Source organism: Chitinophaga sp., assembly GCF_039596455.1.
Taxonomy (GTDB): domain Bacteria; phylum Bacteroidota; class Bacteroidia; order Chitinophagales; family Chitinophagaceae; genus Chitinophaga.
On sequence record NZ_JBCNJR010000002.1, the window covers coordinates 19,868 to 37,764 of the forward strand.

At 54.6% G+C, this 17,897-nt stretch carries 11 protein-coding genes; 9 read left to right on the forward strand and 2 right to left on the reverse strand.

Features of this window, described 5'->3' with window-relative positions; all coding sequences use genetic code 11:
* The first annotated feature begins 4 nt into the window (after positions 1-4).
* From ABDW36_RS09790 to ABDW36_RS09825, 8 genes are all read left to right on the forward strand, one after another.
* Positions 5-595 carry an RNA polymerase sigma-70 factor gene (locus ABDW36_RS09790; protein WP_343701721.1) on the forward strand — a complete coding sequence of 197 codons (591 nt, stop codon included), beginning with the start codon at positions 5-7 and terminating at the stop codon, positions 593-595.
* Between the two features lie 65 nt (positions 596-660).
* A complete protein-coding gene (locus ABDW36_RS09795; RefSeq protein WP_343701722.1) occupies positions 661-1,779 on the forward strand; it encodes a FecR domain-containing protein in 1,119 nt (372 codons plus the stop codon).
* Between the two features lie 256 nt (positions 1,780-2,035).
* Positions 2,036-5,392 carry a TonB-dependent receptor gene (locus tag ABDW36_RS09800; RefSeq protein WP_343701723.1) on the forward strand — a complete coding sequence of 1,119 codons (3,357 nt, stop codon included), beginning with the start codon at positions 2,036-2,038 and terminating at the stop codon, positions 5,390-5,392.
* A 32-nt stretch (positions 5,393-5,424) separates the two neighbouring features.
* The gene (locus ABDW36_RS09805; RefSeq protein WP_343701724.1) at positions 5,425-7,179 is read left to right on the forward strand and encodes a RagB/SusD family nutrient uptake outer membrane protein; all 1,755 of its coding nucleotides are present in this window, start codon (positions 5,425-5,427) and stop codon (positions 7,177-7,179) included.
* Positions 7,180-7,206: 27 nt separating this feature from the next.
* A complete protein-coding gene (locus tag ABDW36_RS09810; RefSeq protein WP_343701725.1) occupies positions 7,207-10,011 on the forward strand; it encodes a SusC/RagA family TonB-linked outer membrane protein in 2,805 nt (934 codons plus the stop codon).
* A 10-nt stretch (positions 10,012-10,021) separates the two neighbouring features.
* Positions 10,022-11,665, forward strand: coding sequence for a RagB/SusD family nutrient uptake outer membrane protein (locus tag ABDW36_RS09815; protein WP_343701726.1), 1,644 nt, complete (start codon positions 10,022-10,024; stop codon positions 11,663-11,665).
* 10 nt (positions 11,666-11,675) lie between these two features.
* On the forward strand, positions 11,676-13,091 hold the full coding sequence (locus tag ABDW36_RS09820; protein ID WP_343701727.1) for an arylsulfatase: 1,416 nt from the start codon (positions 11,676-11,678) through the stop codon (positions 13,089-13,091).
* 172 nt (positions 13,092-13,263) lie between these two features.
* Positions 13,264-14,604 (forward strand): NAD(P)/FAD-dependent oxidoreductase, encoded by a 1,341-nt coding sequence (locus ABDW36_RS09825; protein ID WP_343701728.1) that lies wholly within the window; start codon positions 13,264-13,266, stop codon positions 14,602-14,604.
* Here ABDW36_RS09825 and ABDW36_RS09830 read toward each other — a convergent pair.
* Positions 14,601-15,887 (reverse strand): DUF5103 domain-containing protein, encoded by a 1,287-nt coding sequence (locus ABDW36_RS09830; RefSeq protein ID WP_343701729.1) that lies wholly within the window; start codon positions 15,885-15,887, stop codon positions 14,601-14,603. The two genes, ABDW36_RS09825 and ABDW36_RS09830, sit on opposite strands and share 4 nt — an antisense overlap.
* Positions 15,888-15,930: 43 nt before the next feature.
* On the opposite strand from ABDW36_RS09830, the gene ABDW36_RS09835 reads away from it, so the two are divergent.
* Entirely contained in the window at positions 15,931-17,151 is a 1,221-nt protein-coding gene (locus ABDW36_RS09835; protein ID WP_343701730.1) for an FtsX-like permease family protein, read from the forward strand.
* Here the strand turns inward: ABDW36_RS09835 and ABDW36_RS09840 are convergent.
* Complete coding sequence (locus ABDW36_RS09840; RefSeq protein WP_343701731.1) at positions 17,144-17,779, reverse strand: RNA methyltransferase; 636 nt, start codon at positions 17,777-17,779, stop codon at positions 17,144-17,146. The two genes, ABDW36_RS09835 and ABDW36_RS09840, sit on opposite strands and share 8 nt — an antisense overlap.
* Between the last annotated feature and the right edge of the window lie 118 nt (positions 17,780-17,897).

The following is a 17,897-nucleotide window of genomic DNA, read 5'->3' on the forward strand; positions in this document are numbered from 1 at the left end:
CTTCATGCCGTCCCTTCCACCGGATGACATGACGGCTTATTCCACATATACTGATACTGTACTGCTGGACCTGCTGAAGGCCGGAGACCACCGTGCCTTTGATGAGCTGTACAACCGCCACTGGAAAGCTCTTTACCAGACCGCCTACGCCGTGCTCCGGGATGAAAGCGCCTGCATGGACATTTTGCAGGATATTTTTGTGTGGTTGTGGGAACACCGCAGCCACCTGGTGCTCACCACCGTGCGCGGTTATCTCACCATGGCCGTCAAATACAAGGCCTCCAACTACATCCGCCGCCTGCACCAGCAGCGGCTCTTTTCCGGGCAGGTTGTTGTGCCTGAGCCGGCGCCGGCAGACGGGGAATTGTCTGTTGAGCTGAAGGAGCTGAAAGCCATCGTTCTCCATTTTACGGAACACCTGCCTGACCGCTGCAGGGAAGTTTTCCTGCTGAGCAGGAACGAGTATCTCTCCAACCGGGAAATTGCACAAAGGCTGGGCATTTCCGAAAAAACGGTGGAAAACCAGATCACCACCGCCCTGAAGCGCCTGCGGGTGAAGCTGGGCAATCTTTCTTCTCTCCTGATACTTTTCTGATTTTTTTTTGACAGCGTATAGGGGGTACGGCTTTTCTGCGTGCCTTATATACACATACCCGGTACATGAACGAAGCGGAATTTATCAAGCTGGCTGGCAAGATCAGTGAAGGCACGGCCTCCGATGAGGAAATAGCGCAGTATAACGCCTGGTTTGACGCTATGGCGGCCAAAGCGGAAGAAGTGGAGGTGGAAGACCGCACCGGTCAGCAAATCAAACGCAATATAGATCAGCAGCTTTCCCGCCGGAGAGGCGGCAAACCGCCCCTGGCTGCATGGCTGGCGGCGGCCGCATTGCTGGCCGGTATTGTGCTGGCCTGGATGCTGTTCAACCAGGATGAAAAAAAAACCGGCTCGCCGCAGATGGCCATTGTGGTGGAAAACAAGGCGCCGGGCGGCAACAGGGCCGTATTGACGCTTGCCAATGGCCGCAAGATTGCGCTGGACGATGCGGCTGCCGGAAACCTTGCCACGCAGGCGGGCGCCCGCATCACCAAATCTGCCGGGGATGAAGTGATCTACGAATCTGAAGGCGGAAAGAATGCCACGGAGATGGCTTACAACGTTATCAGCACGCCACGTGGCGGCCAATTCCAGGTACGGCTGCCGGATGGCACCAGGGTTTGGCTCAATGCCGCTTCTTCACTGCGGTTCCCTACCTCTTTTGAAGGCCGCGTCAGGAAAGTGGAGCTTTCCGGCGAAGGGTATTTTGAGGTGGCGAAAGACGCGGGGCATCCTTTCATTGTAACATCTTCCGGCCAAAGCATACAGGTATTGGGAACGCACTTCAACGTAAATGCCTATGGAGACGGCGGCCTGGTACGCACTACTTTGATGGAGGGCAGCGTACGCGTGAACGGCGAGCATGAAAGTAATATGCTGGTACCCGGAGAACAATCGCAGCTCAATATCCGGTCTGGCTCCATGCGGAAAGTGAAAGCGGACGTTGAGCAGGTGATGGCCTGGAAGAACGGGAATTTTCTATTCAATGATACCTATTTGCCAGACATCATGCTGCAGCTGTCACGCTGGTATGATGTGGAGGTGGCGCAGGATTTTCCGCGCATCCGCTACAACGGCGGCATTCCCCGCTCCATGCAGCTTTCAGACGTGCTGAAGATGCTGGAAGAAACGGGGAACATAAAATTCCAGCTGGTAAACAATACGATTACTATGAAACACTGAGCACCGGCAAACACATTCAACCAAATAGTGAACAACAGGATTATGAAAAAACATTAAGAGACAAACACATTCAACCAAAAAAAGTAACCGGCTACGGGGCAACGTAACCGGTTGTATCAGGTCAATTTACGGTTATCAAAACAGGCCGTTCGGATAACTTATTTCTTAAACCTAATCGTGCAAATGTATGAATTTCGGTATTCTATGCAAGGGAATCCCGTACCCCTACCAGAATCTAACTAAAATCATCAGGGTTATGAAGCTGACAGCCATGCTACTCACGGCTTTTCTCGTTCAGATATCGAGCGCAGCCTATCCCCAGCAGGTCAGTCTTGAGCTGGAAAATGCCTCTCTCCGAACGGTGTTTTCGGAGATCAGGAAGCAGACCGGTTACCAGGTGCTGTACAGCACTGAAATACTGGAAGGCGCTTCGCCGGTAACGCTCCGCGTGCAGAACGTCAGCGTAGAACAGGCGCTGAAAGCGGCGCTGCAAGGCCAGCCGCTGAGTTACCGCCTGGAGAACAGGATCATTCTCATCACGGCCAGGCGGCAGCCGCCAGCTCCTGCGCCGGCACAGGAGCCCCCGCCGCAGAGAACAATCAACGGCCGGGTTACCAACGCCCAGGGTGAAACGCTGCCGGGCGTAACGGTGCGGGTGAAAGGTACCTCGCTGGGCACCACTACGGATGAGCACGGGAAATTCACGATCAATGTACCTGACAACGCAGATACGCTACTCTTCAATTATATCGGTTACTCCCCACAGGAACTGCGGCTGGGCGGGCGCTCCACACTCAACGTCGTTTTGCAGGAGCAAAGCTCCGGCCTGGATGAAGTGGTGGTGGTGGGCTATGGCACCCAGAAAAAATCGGTGGTAACAGCTGCCATCAGTACGGTTGACCAGAAGACCATCCGGGAAACGCCCGGCGCCAGCCTGCAGAACCTGCTTACGGGAAAGGTGAGCGGCTATTTTTCCCAGCAGCGTAGCGGCCAGCCCGGCAGCGATGCCGCTGAAATGACCATCCGCGGTGTAGCCACTTACAATGGCGGCGTATCTCCGTTGATACTGGTAGATGATGTGGAATACAACCTGGGGCAGTTCCAGTTCATCAACGTAGATGAGGTAGCATCTATCTCTATCCTGAAAGATGCAGAAGCCACCGCCATCTACGGCGTAAAGGGCGCCAACGGCGTAATACTGGTTACCACCAAACGCGGTAAAACCGGCAAGCCTTCCATAGAGATACGCTCTGAGGCAGGGGTACAAGTACCGGTGAGAACGTTGCGCACGCTCGGTGCGTATGATGCGGCGGTGCTCACCAATGAGGCGCTGGTGAACGATGGCCTTGCGCCTTTGTTCAACGATGAAGACCTGGAGCTGTACCGCAACGGCACAGACCCGTACGGCCACCCGGATGTAGACTGGTACAAGACCATTTACCGCAACCTGGCGCCCATGACGCAGACCAACCTGAACTTTTCCGGTGGCGCCAAACGCGTACGCTACTTTCTTTCTATGGGCTACCTGAACCAGGGCGGTCTGCTGAAAGACATTCCCTACAAAGGCAAAGAGCCGGAGCCCAATACCAGCAAGGTCAATAACAACTATTACCTGCACCGTTACAAGTTCCGCTCCAACCTGGATATTGATGTGACCAACTCATTGAAGGTAAAGCTTGACCTTACAGGCACGCTGGCGGAAACCAACCAGCCTACGCCCAATGTAGCCTTCCAGATATTCCAGTATGACTACACGCGGCCTTACGGCTACCCGGTGTACAACCCTGACGGGAGCTTCGGCTATCCCGATGCAGGTTTGTACCAGCCCAGGGACAAGTTTAACAACATTGCGGCCCTGATGTCTCTGGGCGGCTACTCCCGCAGCTATAACAATTTCATGAACGCGGGCTTTACGGCAGACCAGCAGCTGGACGCCCTGCTCAAAGGCCTCTCTGTAAAAGGGATGGCCACTTATTCCTACGCCAACACGGCCACCCGCTCGCAGACGCGTAGCGGCATTCCCGCTTATTACTACAACCCGGAAGACGGCTCCTACACGCCGCGGGACGTGAATATTTACCGCGTTGCGCCTTACACGCTGGGGTATGGCGGCGGTACGCCCAACCACCGACTCAACCTGCAGGCCAGCCTGAATTACAACGGGAATTTTGCCGGCGGGCACAATGTAAACATGCTGCTGCTGTATAACCAGACCAGCTACTATGAAGGAGCGGCGCTGCCCTTCAACTTCCGCGGCTACACCTACCGCTTCGGCTACAACTACAAGGAGCGTTATGTGTTCAGCGCGTCGGGCGCCTACAACGGTTCAGACCGTTTCATTACCCAGAAACGTTTCAACCTTTTCCCGGCATTTGCACTGGCCTGGAACGTACATAACGAGAACTTTTTCCGTGACAGGCTGCCGTTTGTGCAGCAGCTGAAGCTGAGGGGCTCTGTGGGCGTAGTAGGCAACGATAATATCGGGGATGTGAACCAGTACTTCTTTGAAGAGAAATACGTAAGGAGCGGCGGTTATGCCTTTGGTGAAACGCCCAACCCCGTATCAGCCATTATCGAAAGTGACCAGGGTAATAACGATGTAAGCTGGGAAACGGAAAGGAAGTGGAACTTCGGTATAGACCTGGCGCTGTTCAATAACAAGGTTAGCGTTACCGCAGATTACTTCCACAATTACCGGTACGACATTCTGACCCGCCGGCAAACCATTCCCCGTTCTTTCGGTGTGCAAACGGCTACACTTCCTTATGTGAACCTGGGTGAAGTGGAGAACGCCGGTTACGAGCTGAACATCCGGCATAACGGCACCATGGGCAAGGTAGGTTACAACATTGGCGGCATGATGACCTTTGCGAAGAACAAGGTATTGTTCCGGGACGATCCGCCTGCGCTCTACCCCTGGCAAGACCGTACCGGCATGCCCATTGGCACCAACCGCCAGTACATCTGGGAAGGCACGTTCTACACGGCAGAAGACCTCACCAAGCCAGACGTGCCCAAACCTGCCGGCACCGTGCGTGAAGGATTCCTGCGGTATAGAGACCTGAACGGAGATGGCATCATCAATGTAGATGACATGGCCTACACCGGCCGTCCCAACCTGCCCAGCACCGTGCTGGGAATTACGCTGGGCATCAACTACAAGGGTTTCAATATCTCCGCGTTGTTCCAGTCTAACCTGGGCGCAGACTCACATACCAGCTTCGATATGGCAGTGCCTTTCAAAGCAGCCCTGCAGCCGCTGCACATGAAACGGTGGACGCCTGAAACCGCTGCCACGGCAGAGTTTCCGGCCCTCACCTCCAACTTCGTAGGCACCTATATGAACCCGAACGGCAACCTGTCTACTTTCTGGACGCAAAGCACAGATTACATCCGCCTGCGTTCCGTGGAAATGGGCTACACCTTTCCGCAGCAGTTCTCACGGCGCTTGAAGCTTTCTTCGCTCCGGCTGTTCGCCAACGGGTACAACCTCTTCACCTGGTCAAAGTTCTTCGACAAATACCAGTATGATCCTGAAGTGGCGGCCAACATCGGCACTTACGTATATCCCGTTACCAGGATATTCAACGCAGGCCTCAACATCAGCCTTTGATACCAGTCATCTACCTTAATTATCAATCAGCTATGTACAAGCATACCACCATATTATACATCCTGTCTGCCATCACGCTCACCTGCCTGTTCAGCTGCAGGGATGCCAAAGATTTCCTGGACCCGAAGTCTACGAATGAGCTGAATGAGGCCGCGGTGTTTGCAGACAGCGCCCGCACCATGGACTTCCTGGCTGGTATTTACAGTCGCCTGGAATTCGGCAACAACGCAGGCAAGGAAGTGAATACCGTAGGCGCGGGTTTCAGTGAATGTACGGACGAAGCGGAAACCCGCTGGCCCGGTGCGCACAACGTGCCCAACCAGATATTCGGCGGCACCTTCGGGCCTAATTTTTATGCCAAAACAGATAATTCCTGGAGCTATCTCTACACCGGCATCAGGCATGTGAACATCTATCTCAAGAACCTGCCCAACATGCCGCTTTCACAGCAGCTCAAAGACAGAACGGCGCTGGAAGCGCGTTTTCTGCGGGCGTATTTTTATCATAACCTTACCAAATACTGGGGCGGTGTAATATTGGTGGGAGACGAAGTGTTCAGCCTCAACGCGCCCAATGAAGCAGGCAGGAATACGTACGCGGAATGTGTAGACTACATTGTTGCTGAAATGAATGCCATTGCGCCGGCCTTGCCCTTGAGCTACAGCGGCATTAACTACGGGCGTATTACCCGCGGCGCGGCGCTGGCGCTCAAGGCCAGGGTATTGCTGTATGCCGCCAGTCCGTTATTCAACGGCGGCAGCTTTGCCACCGAGGCGGATGTAGTGCCGTTAACGGCCTATCCTTCCGCAGATGCAAGCCGCTGGAACAAGGCGCTGCAGGCAGCGCAGGAAGTAATAGATATGAACCGCTATGCGCTTCATACAGACAATACTACCCGCCCCGGCAACGGCTTTTACCAGCTCTTCCTGGAAAGGGTGAATAACGAATACATCCTGGCGGAAATGGTGGCTGCCAACAAAATTGTTGAGGCCGCTACCAATCCCCCTTCGCGCAACGGCTCCTTCCTGCGCTACCCCTCACAGCAACTGGTAGATGCCTTTCCGATGAAAAACGGGAAAGCCATCGCGGAGGCAGGCTCAGGCTACAATGAGAACAACATGTACGCCAACCGCGACCCGCGTTTCTATTTCACCATCATTTACAACGGTGCGCCCTTTTTCGACCACCGCACTAACTCTTTTACGCCGGTGTACACATATGAAGGCGCTAACCTGGACGGCCTCAAACCAGCTTCCAACAACACCGGCACCAGTACCGGCTACTACACCAGGAAAGCCGCAGACGAGACCATCAGCGCGGCCAGTTCCGCCAATACCCTGCGCTGCCCGCCCATTATCAGGTACGCCGAAGTACTGCTCAACCTGGCCGAAGCCGCCAATGAAACCGGTGACTGGCCCAGGGCAAGAACGCAACTGGTAGAGCTGCGCAAACGTGCCGGCATAGATCCGGGGCCGGATCATCTCTACGGCCTTCCGGCAAGCCCCAACCAGGAAGAAGCCCGTGAGCTGATCCGTAAGGAGCGCTTCATTGAGCTGGCTTTTGAAGAGCACCGGTACTGGGACGTTCGCCGCTGGCGCATCGGGGAGCGGTATGATCAGAAATCCATAGAAGGCATCCGCATCAGGCGTAATACAGACGGTACTTTCACCCAGGCCAGGTTCAATGTGAGAAGTCCGCGCTACTTCAAGGTGAACAGCTACCTGTTCCCGATCCCGCAAACGGAGATTGCGGTAAACCGTAACATCAAGCAAAATCCCGGATGGTAATCCTTTAAGGAGTAAAAACAGAGAAGCATGAACAACTATATAAAGATCATATTCAGCCTGTTCTTCCTGGCGCCCGTAGCTGCGTATGCCACAGGCCCGTTTTTCCAGGATACTGCCAGGCTGCCGCTGCAGCAAGACAGCATTTATCCATTGTTCTTCGCACAAAAGCAAAAAGACCGGCTGGTATCTGCCGTGGGCTTTGCAGATGGCGAAGCGCTGCGCGCCGTGCCGCTGACCGGTATCGGGAATGCACTGACCGGCAGAATAGCCGGCCTGGCCACCACACAGGAAAACGGCGAGCCGGGTAATGATCAGCCTGTTTTTTCCCTGCGTGGAAGAACGCCGCTGGTACTGGTAGATGGCATTCCCCGGAACATCTACACCATTTTGCCGGAGCAGGTGGCATCTGTTACCGTGCTGAAAGACGCCCTGTCTACCGCCGCGCTGGGGCTGAGAGGCGCAGACGGGGTGATCATGATCACCACGCGCAAGGAGGCGGCGCAATTGGGGCATAACATGGATTTTTCCGTGAACACCGGCATTGCGCAGCCGCTGCAACAGCGTGAGCTGCTGTCTTCCGCCGCCTATGCCGAGCTGTACAATGAAGCGCTGCAGAATGACGGAAGACCTGCATTGTATACTGCGGATGATATTGCCAAATACCGCAATGGCAGCGCTCCCTATACGCATCCCGACAACAACTGGAACGCGCGCATCATGGAAAAGCAGGCGCCTTACCAGCGGTACGTGCTCAGCGCAGACGGTAAAACAGAGGCCCTGGGCTATTTTCTTTCCATTGACTACCTGAAGCAGGAGGGCCTGCTGAACCAGAACAGCCTCAACAGCTACAGCACCAACGTAGATTACCGGCGCTTCGGCTTCCGCGGTAATGTGAGCATAGACCTTTCGCCGCGCACCAAATTATCCCTGAACATACACGGCTCCAGCCGCCGGCGCAACGCGCCCGGAGGCGCTGCCGCGCTCAGCTTTGCGCCCAACACGGGCAGGCTGGATATTTCAACGGGCAGCGTATCTGGGCTGTTCAACAGCATACTCAATACACCCGCCAATGCGTACCCCGTATATAACCCCAACGGTTCCTTCGGCGGCAACCAGCTGTTCTCCAACAACATCTGGGGGCAGTCTACCGGCGCCGGCTACTCGCAGATCAATATGAATGACGGGCTGGCAGACCTGCTGCTGGAGCGGGATATGAGTGATGTCTGGAAAGGATGGTGGATAAAGGCTACTGCTTCCTACACCATGGAGATCATTCACAACATCATCCGCAACAAAAACTTCGCTACCTATGAAATGAAAATAACCGGCGCCAATGATACGCTCTACCGGCAGTTTGGCAGCATCAGCGAGCAGAACAATTCTTCCGGCGTAAGCGTGCGCAACGGTTCGCTGTTCATGGACTTTTCAACCGGTGTTTCCCGGAGCTGGAAAGAGCATCACCTGGACGTAGCCCTGCACTACCAGCGCAGCACCGCCCGTTACGGCAGCCAGTTGCCGTTTGTGATCAAGAACGGCATTTTCCGTGCGGAATACCGCATGGGCAACCGGTATATTGTTGACCTGGCGGCTTCCTACAGCGGCAATAACTGGTACAAGCCCGGCCATCAATACAATTTGTATCCCGCGGCAGGCATTGGCTGGAATGTGCACAACGAAAATTTCTTCCCGGAAAACGGGTTGGTTGACCACCTCAAGCTGCGCACTACCTATGGCCTTACGGGCCGCATAGACGCCAACTACTTCAGCTACCTGTACACCTATTCCAATTACGGGTCTGCCTATTACATTGGCACCGGCGCCGGGGGCGTGCAGGGAACCGAAGAGAGCCAGTTGCCTTACGTACGCACTACAGAAAAGGCCCTGAAATGGAACATCGGAACAGACATCGGCATGCTGAACAACCGCGCCACACTCTCCGTAGACTATTACCGGAACCAGTTCTTTGACCTGCTGCAGCAGAGAGGCCGTAACACAGCGCTGCTGGGCGCTCCCTACCCGGCGGAGAACATCGGTAAAAGCCTGTACACCGGGCTGGAAGCCACCGCGCGCTGGGCAGACAAAGTGAATGCCCTTGACTATTATATTGCCGCCAATATGGCCATACAGCGGGGCCGCGTTACCTACAACGATCAGGCCGCACAGGCATACCCCTGGATGGAAACAACGGGAGACCGCATCGGGCAGCAATACGGATATATTGCAGACGGCTTTGTGACCAGCGCCGGCGAAGGCCCGGTGGTGGAGGGATACCGCTCCGTGCCCGGAGACCTGAAGTACCGGGACCTGAATGGTGACGGCGTGATCAATTTCTATGATGTAACGAAGATAGGCCCTGACAAGCCGGAGATATACTACGGCATCAGTGCGGGCATTACGCTGAAAGGCTTTGACCTGTCCCTGCAGATAGCAGGCCTGGCCAACCGCATGATGAGCCTTACCGGCCTGGGAGAATGGGAGTTCCAGAACGAAGGGAGAGGCCCCGCCTTTCCGCATCACTACGGCCGCTGGACGCCTGAAACCGCCGCCACCGCCACTTATCCGCGCCTGACCGCGGGTTTCAATCCCAACAATCATGTAAACTCTTCGTTCTGGCTGGCCTCCGCAGACTTTCTGCGGCTGAAGACCGTAGCGCTGGGATATACTTTCCGCGGCGGAGTATTGGACCGCCTGAAGATCAAGGGCTGCCGCGTATTTGCAAGCGGCTACAACCTGCTCACCTTCAGCGGGCAAGACCGGTTTGACCCGGAAAACGGCAGCCTGGGATACCCGCTGCAACGTATTCTCAACGGAGGCATATCGATCAAATTTTAATTGAAAGCTCATGAACATCAAAATATCCATACTGGCGGCAGCAACTTTTGTTTTTGCGTTCTCCTGCAAGAAGTACGAAGACTATCCTGTTGAGCGGATCACCAACAACATCGTGTACGATTCGCTTGACAAGAACGCTACCTATGCGGAATGGGTGGTGAACGGCATTTACGCCTTTCTGCCGAACGGGTATAACCGTATAGACAATGTGGTGCTGGACGCCGCAACAGACGATGCCGTTGCGTCCAGCTTCGGCAGCAATATTGAAGTGCTTGGAAAGTCTAGGCTCTCCGCCGTGAACAATCCAGACGATAAATGGGCGCCCGCGTATGAGGCCATCCGCAGGGCCAACCTGTTCCTTGCCAACATTGATGTAGTACCGCGTGATGCCGTTACCAAAGCCTACTGGAAAGCTGAGGTACGGTTTATCAGGGCCATGAGCTACTTTGAATTGCTGCGCCGCTACGGCGGCGTACCGCTACTGGGAGACAAGGCCTATTCACTGGAAGAGAACATCCTGGTGAAAAGGAGCACATTTGATGAAGTGGTGGCCTACATTGTGCAGGAATGTGATGCCATTTTCCCGTCTCTGCGCACAGACCCGATAGACAATACCAACCTTGGCCGCATCACCCAGGCCGCTGCGCTGGCGCTGAAAAGCAGAACGCTGCTGCTGGCCGCCAGCCCGCTGAACAACCCCGCGGATGACCCCGCCAGGTGGGCCGCCGCCGCCGCGGCAGCCAATAGCGTGATCAGCCTGGGTAAATATTCGCTGGCAGGTAATTTCAGGGATGTGTTCACCGTTCGCAAGAGCCCGGAAGTGATATTGGCCTACCAGGCCGCGCAGCATTCCAACCTGGAGCGGCAGAACGCGCCCGTGGGGTATGTGGAACCTAATGTGAGCCAGGGATATGTTAGTCCAACACAGCAGCTGGTAGATGCCTTCCCCATGCTGAACGGCCTTGCCATTACTGACGCCGCTTCCGGCTACAATCCTGCCAATCCATACGCCGGCCGTGATCCGCGCCTGGCCGCCACGGTTTTTTATAACGGTATGATGTGGCTGGGGCGCTCTGTTGAAACGTTTGAAGGCGGGTTGGATAACCCGTCCGCCGAAGTGCGCGTGGCGCGCCGCACACGCACAGGGTATTATATGCGCAAGTTCCTGGGAGATTTTGCCGCCGCCAGTGATTATTCTAACCAGAACCACAATTTCCCTATCTTTCGCTATGCGGAAATATTGCTGAACTATGCTGAAGCCGCCAACGAAACAGACAACCGGGGGGCGGCATACACGCAGCTGAAAGACATCCGCAAAAGAGCAGGGCTGCAGGCGGGAGCAGATGGCCTGTATGGCCTGAAAGCCAATATGAGCAAAGCGGAAATGCGGGAGGCCATACGGCTGGAACGGCGGCTGGAGCTGGCTTTCGAGGAGCACCGGTACTGGGATCTCCGGCGTTGGAAGGTGGCGGAGCAAACGCTGAACAAACAGGTATCCGGCGTGAAGATCACCCGCAACGCCAACGGAACGTTCGCGTACAGCTATCAGCCGGTAGACTATGTTTCCTTTGCCGCCAAACAATATTTATATCCTGTACCTTATAAGGAAGTTACCGCCAGCGGCGGCAACATTACGCAAAACAAAGACTGGTAATAATAGACACATGAAACAACTGCTTATTCTTTCCTTTTGCTGCGCCGCGTTAACCACGGTGGTGCATGCACAGCAAAAACCGAACATCGTGTTCATTCTTGCGGATGACCTGGGGTATGGGGATATTGGGCCGTACGGGCAGCAAAAGATCAAAACACCGAACCTTGACCGCCTTGCCAAACAGGGCATGTGTTTTACTTCCTTTTATTCCGGCACGTCTGTTTGCGCGCCTTCCCGCGCATCGTTGCTGACCGGCTTGCATACCGGGCATACCTACATTCGTGGCAACAAGGAAATACAGCCGGAAGGGCAGGAGCCGCTGGCAGACTCCGTGCAAAGCTATGCCAGAATGTTGCAGCAGGCAGGTTACACTACCGGGGCTTTCGGCAAGTGGGGCCTGGGTATGGTAGGCACCAGCGGGGCGCCTGATAAAAAAGGTTTCGATACCTTCTTCGGCTACAACTGCCAGCGGCAGTCGCACCGCTATTACCCCACCCATTTGTGGGATAATGACAGGAAAGTAATACTCGAAGGCAATAACCTGCAGCAGAAAAAGGTGTACGCACCGGAGCTGATACAGGAAAAAACGCTGGCTTTCATTGAAGCCAACAAGAGCCGGCCGTTCTTCCTGTTCATTCCTACCGTGCTGCCGCATGCGGAACTGCAGGGGCCGGAAGATGCATACTACCGCCAGTACGAGCACAGCTTCAGCGAAACGCCGCATAAGGGTAACGACTACGGCCCGCAGGCCTCTGTGGGCGGCTACGCGTCTGTTGCAAAACCGCGCGCCACCTTTGCCGCTATGGTAACGCGCCTGGATGCATACGTGGGGCAGGTGCTGGACAAGCTGGAAGAACTGGGGCTGTCCCGCAACACCATTGTCATATTCAGCAGTGACAACGGCCCTCATACAGAAGGCGGCGCAGACCCGGCATTTTTTAACAGCAGTGGCGGTTTCCGCGGCGTAAAGCGAGACCTGTATGAAGGCGGCATCCGCGTGCCCTTTATTGTGAAATGGCCGGGCAAGGTAAAGGCCGGCAGCCGTACCGCGCAGCCTGCCGCCTTCTGGGACCTGATGCCTACATTCCTTGACATAGCGGGCGCCCCGCCGGCAAAGGCAACAGACGGCATATCCATATTGCCCACCTGGCTGGGCAAAGGCAGGCAAAAGGAACATCCCTATTTTTATTGGGAATTCCATGAAGGCGGTGGCCGCCAGGCCGTACGCGCCGGCAAGTGGAAGGCCGTTCGCCTGCAGGTGAAAAAAGACCCTGCCGGCCCCCTGGAGCTGTATGACCTGCAGCAAGACCCTGGTGAAAAGCATAACGTGGCGGCACAACACCCAGATATTATAAAGAAAATGGATGGATATATGCGTGCAGCGCACGTGGAAAGCCCCCTTTTCCCCCTGATCGTGCAACAATAACCCGGTACGGAAATGTGTTGAACAGGCGGTGGTTTCCCGGAAAAAAGGGAGCTGCCGCCTGTTCTTTTTTACAGTATCTTTCATTTTATACTGAAAGTTTTGTACTTTTGATAAAAATTAACAATGGTATGGCATTTGTGGCCAATTTGCTGTAGCATTTAAATCACAAATCATGATACAACCGAACATACCGGATACAGACCGGCCCAGGGTAGTGATCGTTGGAGGAGGATTTGCAGGCATTAACCTGGCTAAGGCTTTAAAGCGCGCCCCCGTACAGGTAGTATTGCTGGACAGGAACAATTACCATCTTTTTCAGCCCCTTTTATACCAGGTAGCCACTGCCGGCCTGGAACCAGACAGCATAGCCTTTCCGTTGCGCGGCATTTTCAAGCACCAGAAGAATTTCCATTTCAGGATGGCGGAGGTGAAAAACGTGAATGCGGCAGAGAACATACTGGTCACCAATATTGGTGATATCAAATACAATTACCTTGTTGTTGCCACCGGCAGCAACACCAACTTTTTCGGCAACAAGCTGATAGAGGAGCATGCCATTGGCATGAAATCGCTGATAGAAGCGGTGCAGATCCGCAACTATGTGCTGAAACAGTTTGAAGAGTGCCTGCTGTTGCAGAACGAAGCGGAAGTAAGGCCCAAGCTCAACTTTGTGATGGTGGGCGGCGGGCCTACCGGTGTGGAACTGGCAGGCGCTTTTGCGGAGCTGCGTAAATACATTCTTCCGAAAGACTACCCGGAGCTGCCCCTGCACCTGATGAACATCTACCTGATAGAAGCAGGCCCGCGCGTGCTGGCGGGAATGACAGAGGCCAGCAGCCGGAAAACCTTTGAAAGCCTGGAGCATATCGGCGTAAAGGTGATGACCAATGTGGCGGTAAAAGATTATGACGGTCTCAACCTGTTGCTCAGCAACGGGGAAACCATACAAACGCAGTCATTGCTGTGGTCTGCCGGCGTTAAAGGCGTGCCCATTGCCGGTTTGCCGGAAGGAGAGGTGCTGCCCAACGGGCGGGTGAACGTGAATGAGTTTAACCTGGTAAAAGGCACCAACAATATTTACGCAATAGGAGATATTGCCCTGATGGTGAATGATGACAGGTTCCCGAAAGGGTACCCCATGGTGGCGCAGGTGGCCATGCAGCAGGGTAAGCAGCTGGGCAGGAATATCCAGGCGGCTTTGAAGGGGTATGGCCAGCAACCATTCAAATACAAAGACCTTGGCAGCATGGCTACCATTGGCCGCAACCGGGCTGTGGCAGAGTTTGCGGGCATCCGGCTCAGCGGTTACCTGGCCTGGATAGCCTGGATGGTGGTTCACCTGCTGAACCTGTTGGGCTTCCGTAACAAGCTGGTGGTGTTCATCAACTGGTTTTACCGGTATTTTACGTACGACCGTGGTACCCGCATCATCATCAAACGCGGGGCAGCCAATATTGTGAAGTTGCGGCAATCTGTATACCAGACAGACCCCGTTACGCCGGTTACCGGTTAACGGCTGCGGTTCAGCAGCGAGTTGAGGCGCAGCTGGCCTACCAGCTCATCATACCGCCCGCCCAGGGAACGGAAGTATACCAGCACGGTGTAGGAGTTTTCCGTTTCCCACCAGTTGCCCTCCGTAAATTCCGTACTGAACTGGTTGTTGGTTTTGTCCAGCAGCCCGTACACGTAGTTGTAATAGCCCTGCTTGAGGTACAAGGCCCCTTCATAGGCCTGCCGCGGGCCATTGTAGGTCATTTTGTTGAGGGTGTTAAGCTCGTAATTGGTCAGTTCCCCGAAAATATACATATCATACCCGGCATAGGGTTCTTTAGCCGGGAAGGTGAAGTTTACCCGCGCATAGTCTCCCTCAAAGCTGGGGTCATAGTCTTCTATGATGCCGGGGTAGAACATGCCGTTGATATCTTTCAGGTATTGGTATACCACATTGTCACGCGGGAAGTCAGGCAGCACCGTTACTTCCGTGCTGGATTTGCGGTAGTCCGTTTTCTGCACCCGTTCCGTTTGCAGGCGGAAGCTGCGGAGGTCTACCCAGCGCCACTCTTTCATGGCGGGAAAAATACAGTCCTGCTCCGCATTGTACTCTATCACATCCCCTTTAATGAACATCGGTTTCAGGTTGGTGATGGCATTGTCCCAGCGGTTATTCTGCTGTATCACCAGCTTCACCTGGTCAAAGGGGTTCTGTACGTTCAGGCCTTTGGTATTAACGGCCACGTTGATCTTTTGCGAAGTGCGGAACAGCTTGGGGTTAGTGGGCTGGGAAATGAAGCCCGTTACGCCTGCCCGGTTATTGTATACCATCAGCCTGCGGGTGAAGGCCAGCTTGGACGTGTCACTGTCAAGATACACTTTCAGCAGGTAATTGCCCGCTTTGGTGGGCATGCAGTTGGAGTTGGGTATCTGCAGGCTGTAATGCACATATTTTTGCAGGGCAATGCTGGAGAAGCGGAAATTCCTGATCTGGTTTTCTGTAAAGCCCCGGAGGTACTCAATGGGGTTGAGCCTTGCCGGCTTCCAGTCTGCATCACAAAGTACCAGCGTGTAATAATACGTGCGCATTTCATTAAGCAGGTCGTCAAAGCTCAGCTCCAGCGTTTCATTGGAGTTCAGGGCCACCACGGGCATGCCCAGGGGCTCTCCCGGCGGGTTCAGCTTAACTGTGGCAATGTTGCGGTGATAAATGTGGTCTGGCGTAATGGCATTCTCCTGTGCCCGCAGGGTCAAAAAACCGAATAATGCCACAACGGTAAAGCATGCTTGTGCTACTTTCCTCATAGCTGTAATTTACAATGAATTTCTAAATTGTATAAATTGCGGCATGCGCGTTTCCCTGTTTATTGCCGGAAGGATAGCCTTCAACCGCTTTTCTTCCTTTTCCAAGTTCATTATCAACATAGCCATGATTGCCACGGCTTTCAGTGTGGCGGTGATGATAATGGCCACTGCGCTGATCAACGGCTTTCAGCAGGTTATCTCGGACAAGATCTTCAGCTTCTGGGGCCACATGCACATCACCCAATACCAGGTGAACGCAGGCCCGCTGGCGGAACAGGTGCCCTTTATGGCAGACAGCGCCCTGGAGGCCGGAATCCGCGCGCTGCCAGGTGTGAAGGAGGTAGACGCGTTTGCCACCAAAAGCGTGATCGTCAAAAAAGACAAGGAAACAGAGGGCATGATATTCAAGGGCATTGCCCCCGGCAATGAGCCCGCTTTCCTGGAAGAAGGCCGTCCCATCCGGTTTACAGACAGCGGTTATTCTTCCGAGATCATTGTGTCTGCCAACACTGCGGCGCTGCTGCAGATAAAGCTCAACGACGCCGTCGTGGTATATTTTGTACGGGGAGACGGGCTGCCGCCCCGCGCGCGCAAGCTCACCGTTTGCGGCATTTATAAAACCGGCATCGAGGAGTATGATAAAACTTACCTGATAGGTGATATGGGGCTTGTTCGCCGCCTGAACGACTGGGAGCCGGGTGAAATAGGCGGCTACGAAGTGTTTCTTGACAACTACCGGCTGATAGACAGCGCCCGCAGCAGCATCGGGAACCTGCTGCCGGATGAGCTGGCGCTGCGCAGCATGCAGGAAGTATACCCCAATATTTTTGACTGGCTGGGCCTGCAGAATAAAAACGAGACTATCATCCTGGTGATCATGACCATTGTAGCGGTGATCAACATGATCACGGCCATTCTTATTCTCATACTGGAAAGAACGAACATGGTGGGCATTCTGAAGGCGCTCGGCATGCGCAATGGCGCTATACAGGGCATTTTTATTTACCAGGCGGGTTACATCACGCTGGCCGGCATCCTGATAGGCAATGTGCTGGGCATTGGCCTGGCGCTGCTGCAGCAATACACCGGTTTTTTCAAGCTGCCCGAAGAATCCTATTACATGACGATGGCGCCCATTGCCATCCAGTGGTGGAAAGTGATACTTATCAATGTGGGTACGCTGCTCATCTGTGTGCTCATCCTGCTCATACCATCCTTGCTGGTACGCCGCATTGTACCGGTAAGGGCTATCCAGTTCAAATAAGCAACCGGCCGCAGATAATGCCGGTGGCCACGGCTGCGTTGAGAGATTCCGCTTCTCCCAGCCGCGGTATGGTAATGCGGCGGCTGCAGTGCTCCAGCACGGCGGCGCTCAGCCCGCGAGATTCGTTGCCGATGAGAATGATGCCTTCTTTCAGCGGCGGAACGTTCACAATGTTATCCCCGTGAAGCGTGGCGGCATAGGAGGGAATATGGGGGTGGGCCTGCAATAGTTCAACCAGGGGCTGTACGTATACCGGTACACGCAGCAGGCTGCCCATGGTAGCCTGTATGGTTTTGGCGTTGTAGGCGTCAGCACTGTCTGGGGAGCAGATCACCTGGCGGATGCCAAACCAGTCGGCTATACGAATAATGGTGCCCAGGTTACCGGGGTCTTGCAGGGTATCCAGCGCAAGGGATACTGCCCCCTCCAGCCGCAGCGGCGGCAGGGAAGGCATGTCTGCCAGGGCCAGCGCCTGGTTGGGCGTGGAAAGCGAAGAGAGCTGCTTTAATACCTCCGGCGTTACCATTTCTACCGCAATGCCCGCCGGCACCCGGCGGCCTTCCAGCCACTGCGCAGTGGCATATACAGCTTTCACGGCGGCGGCGCTGCCGGTGATCAGTTCCTGCACTATCTTGTCACCCTCCGCTACAAACTGGCCGGATTTTTGCCTGTTTTTTTTGTGTTGTAATGATTGAATATATTTAATTTGCGCCTTTGATAACATGGGGTCAAACCTACAGGAAATC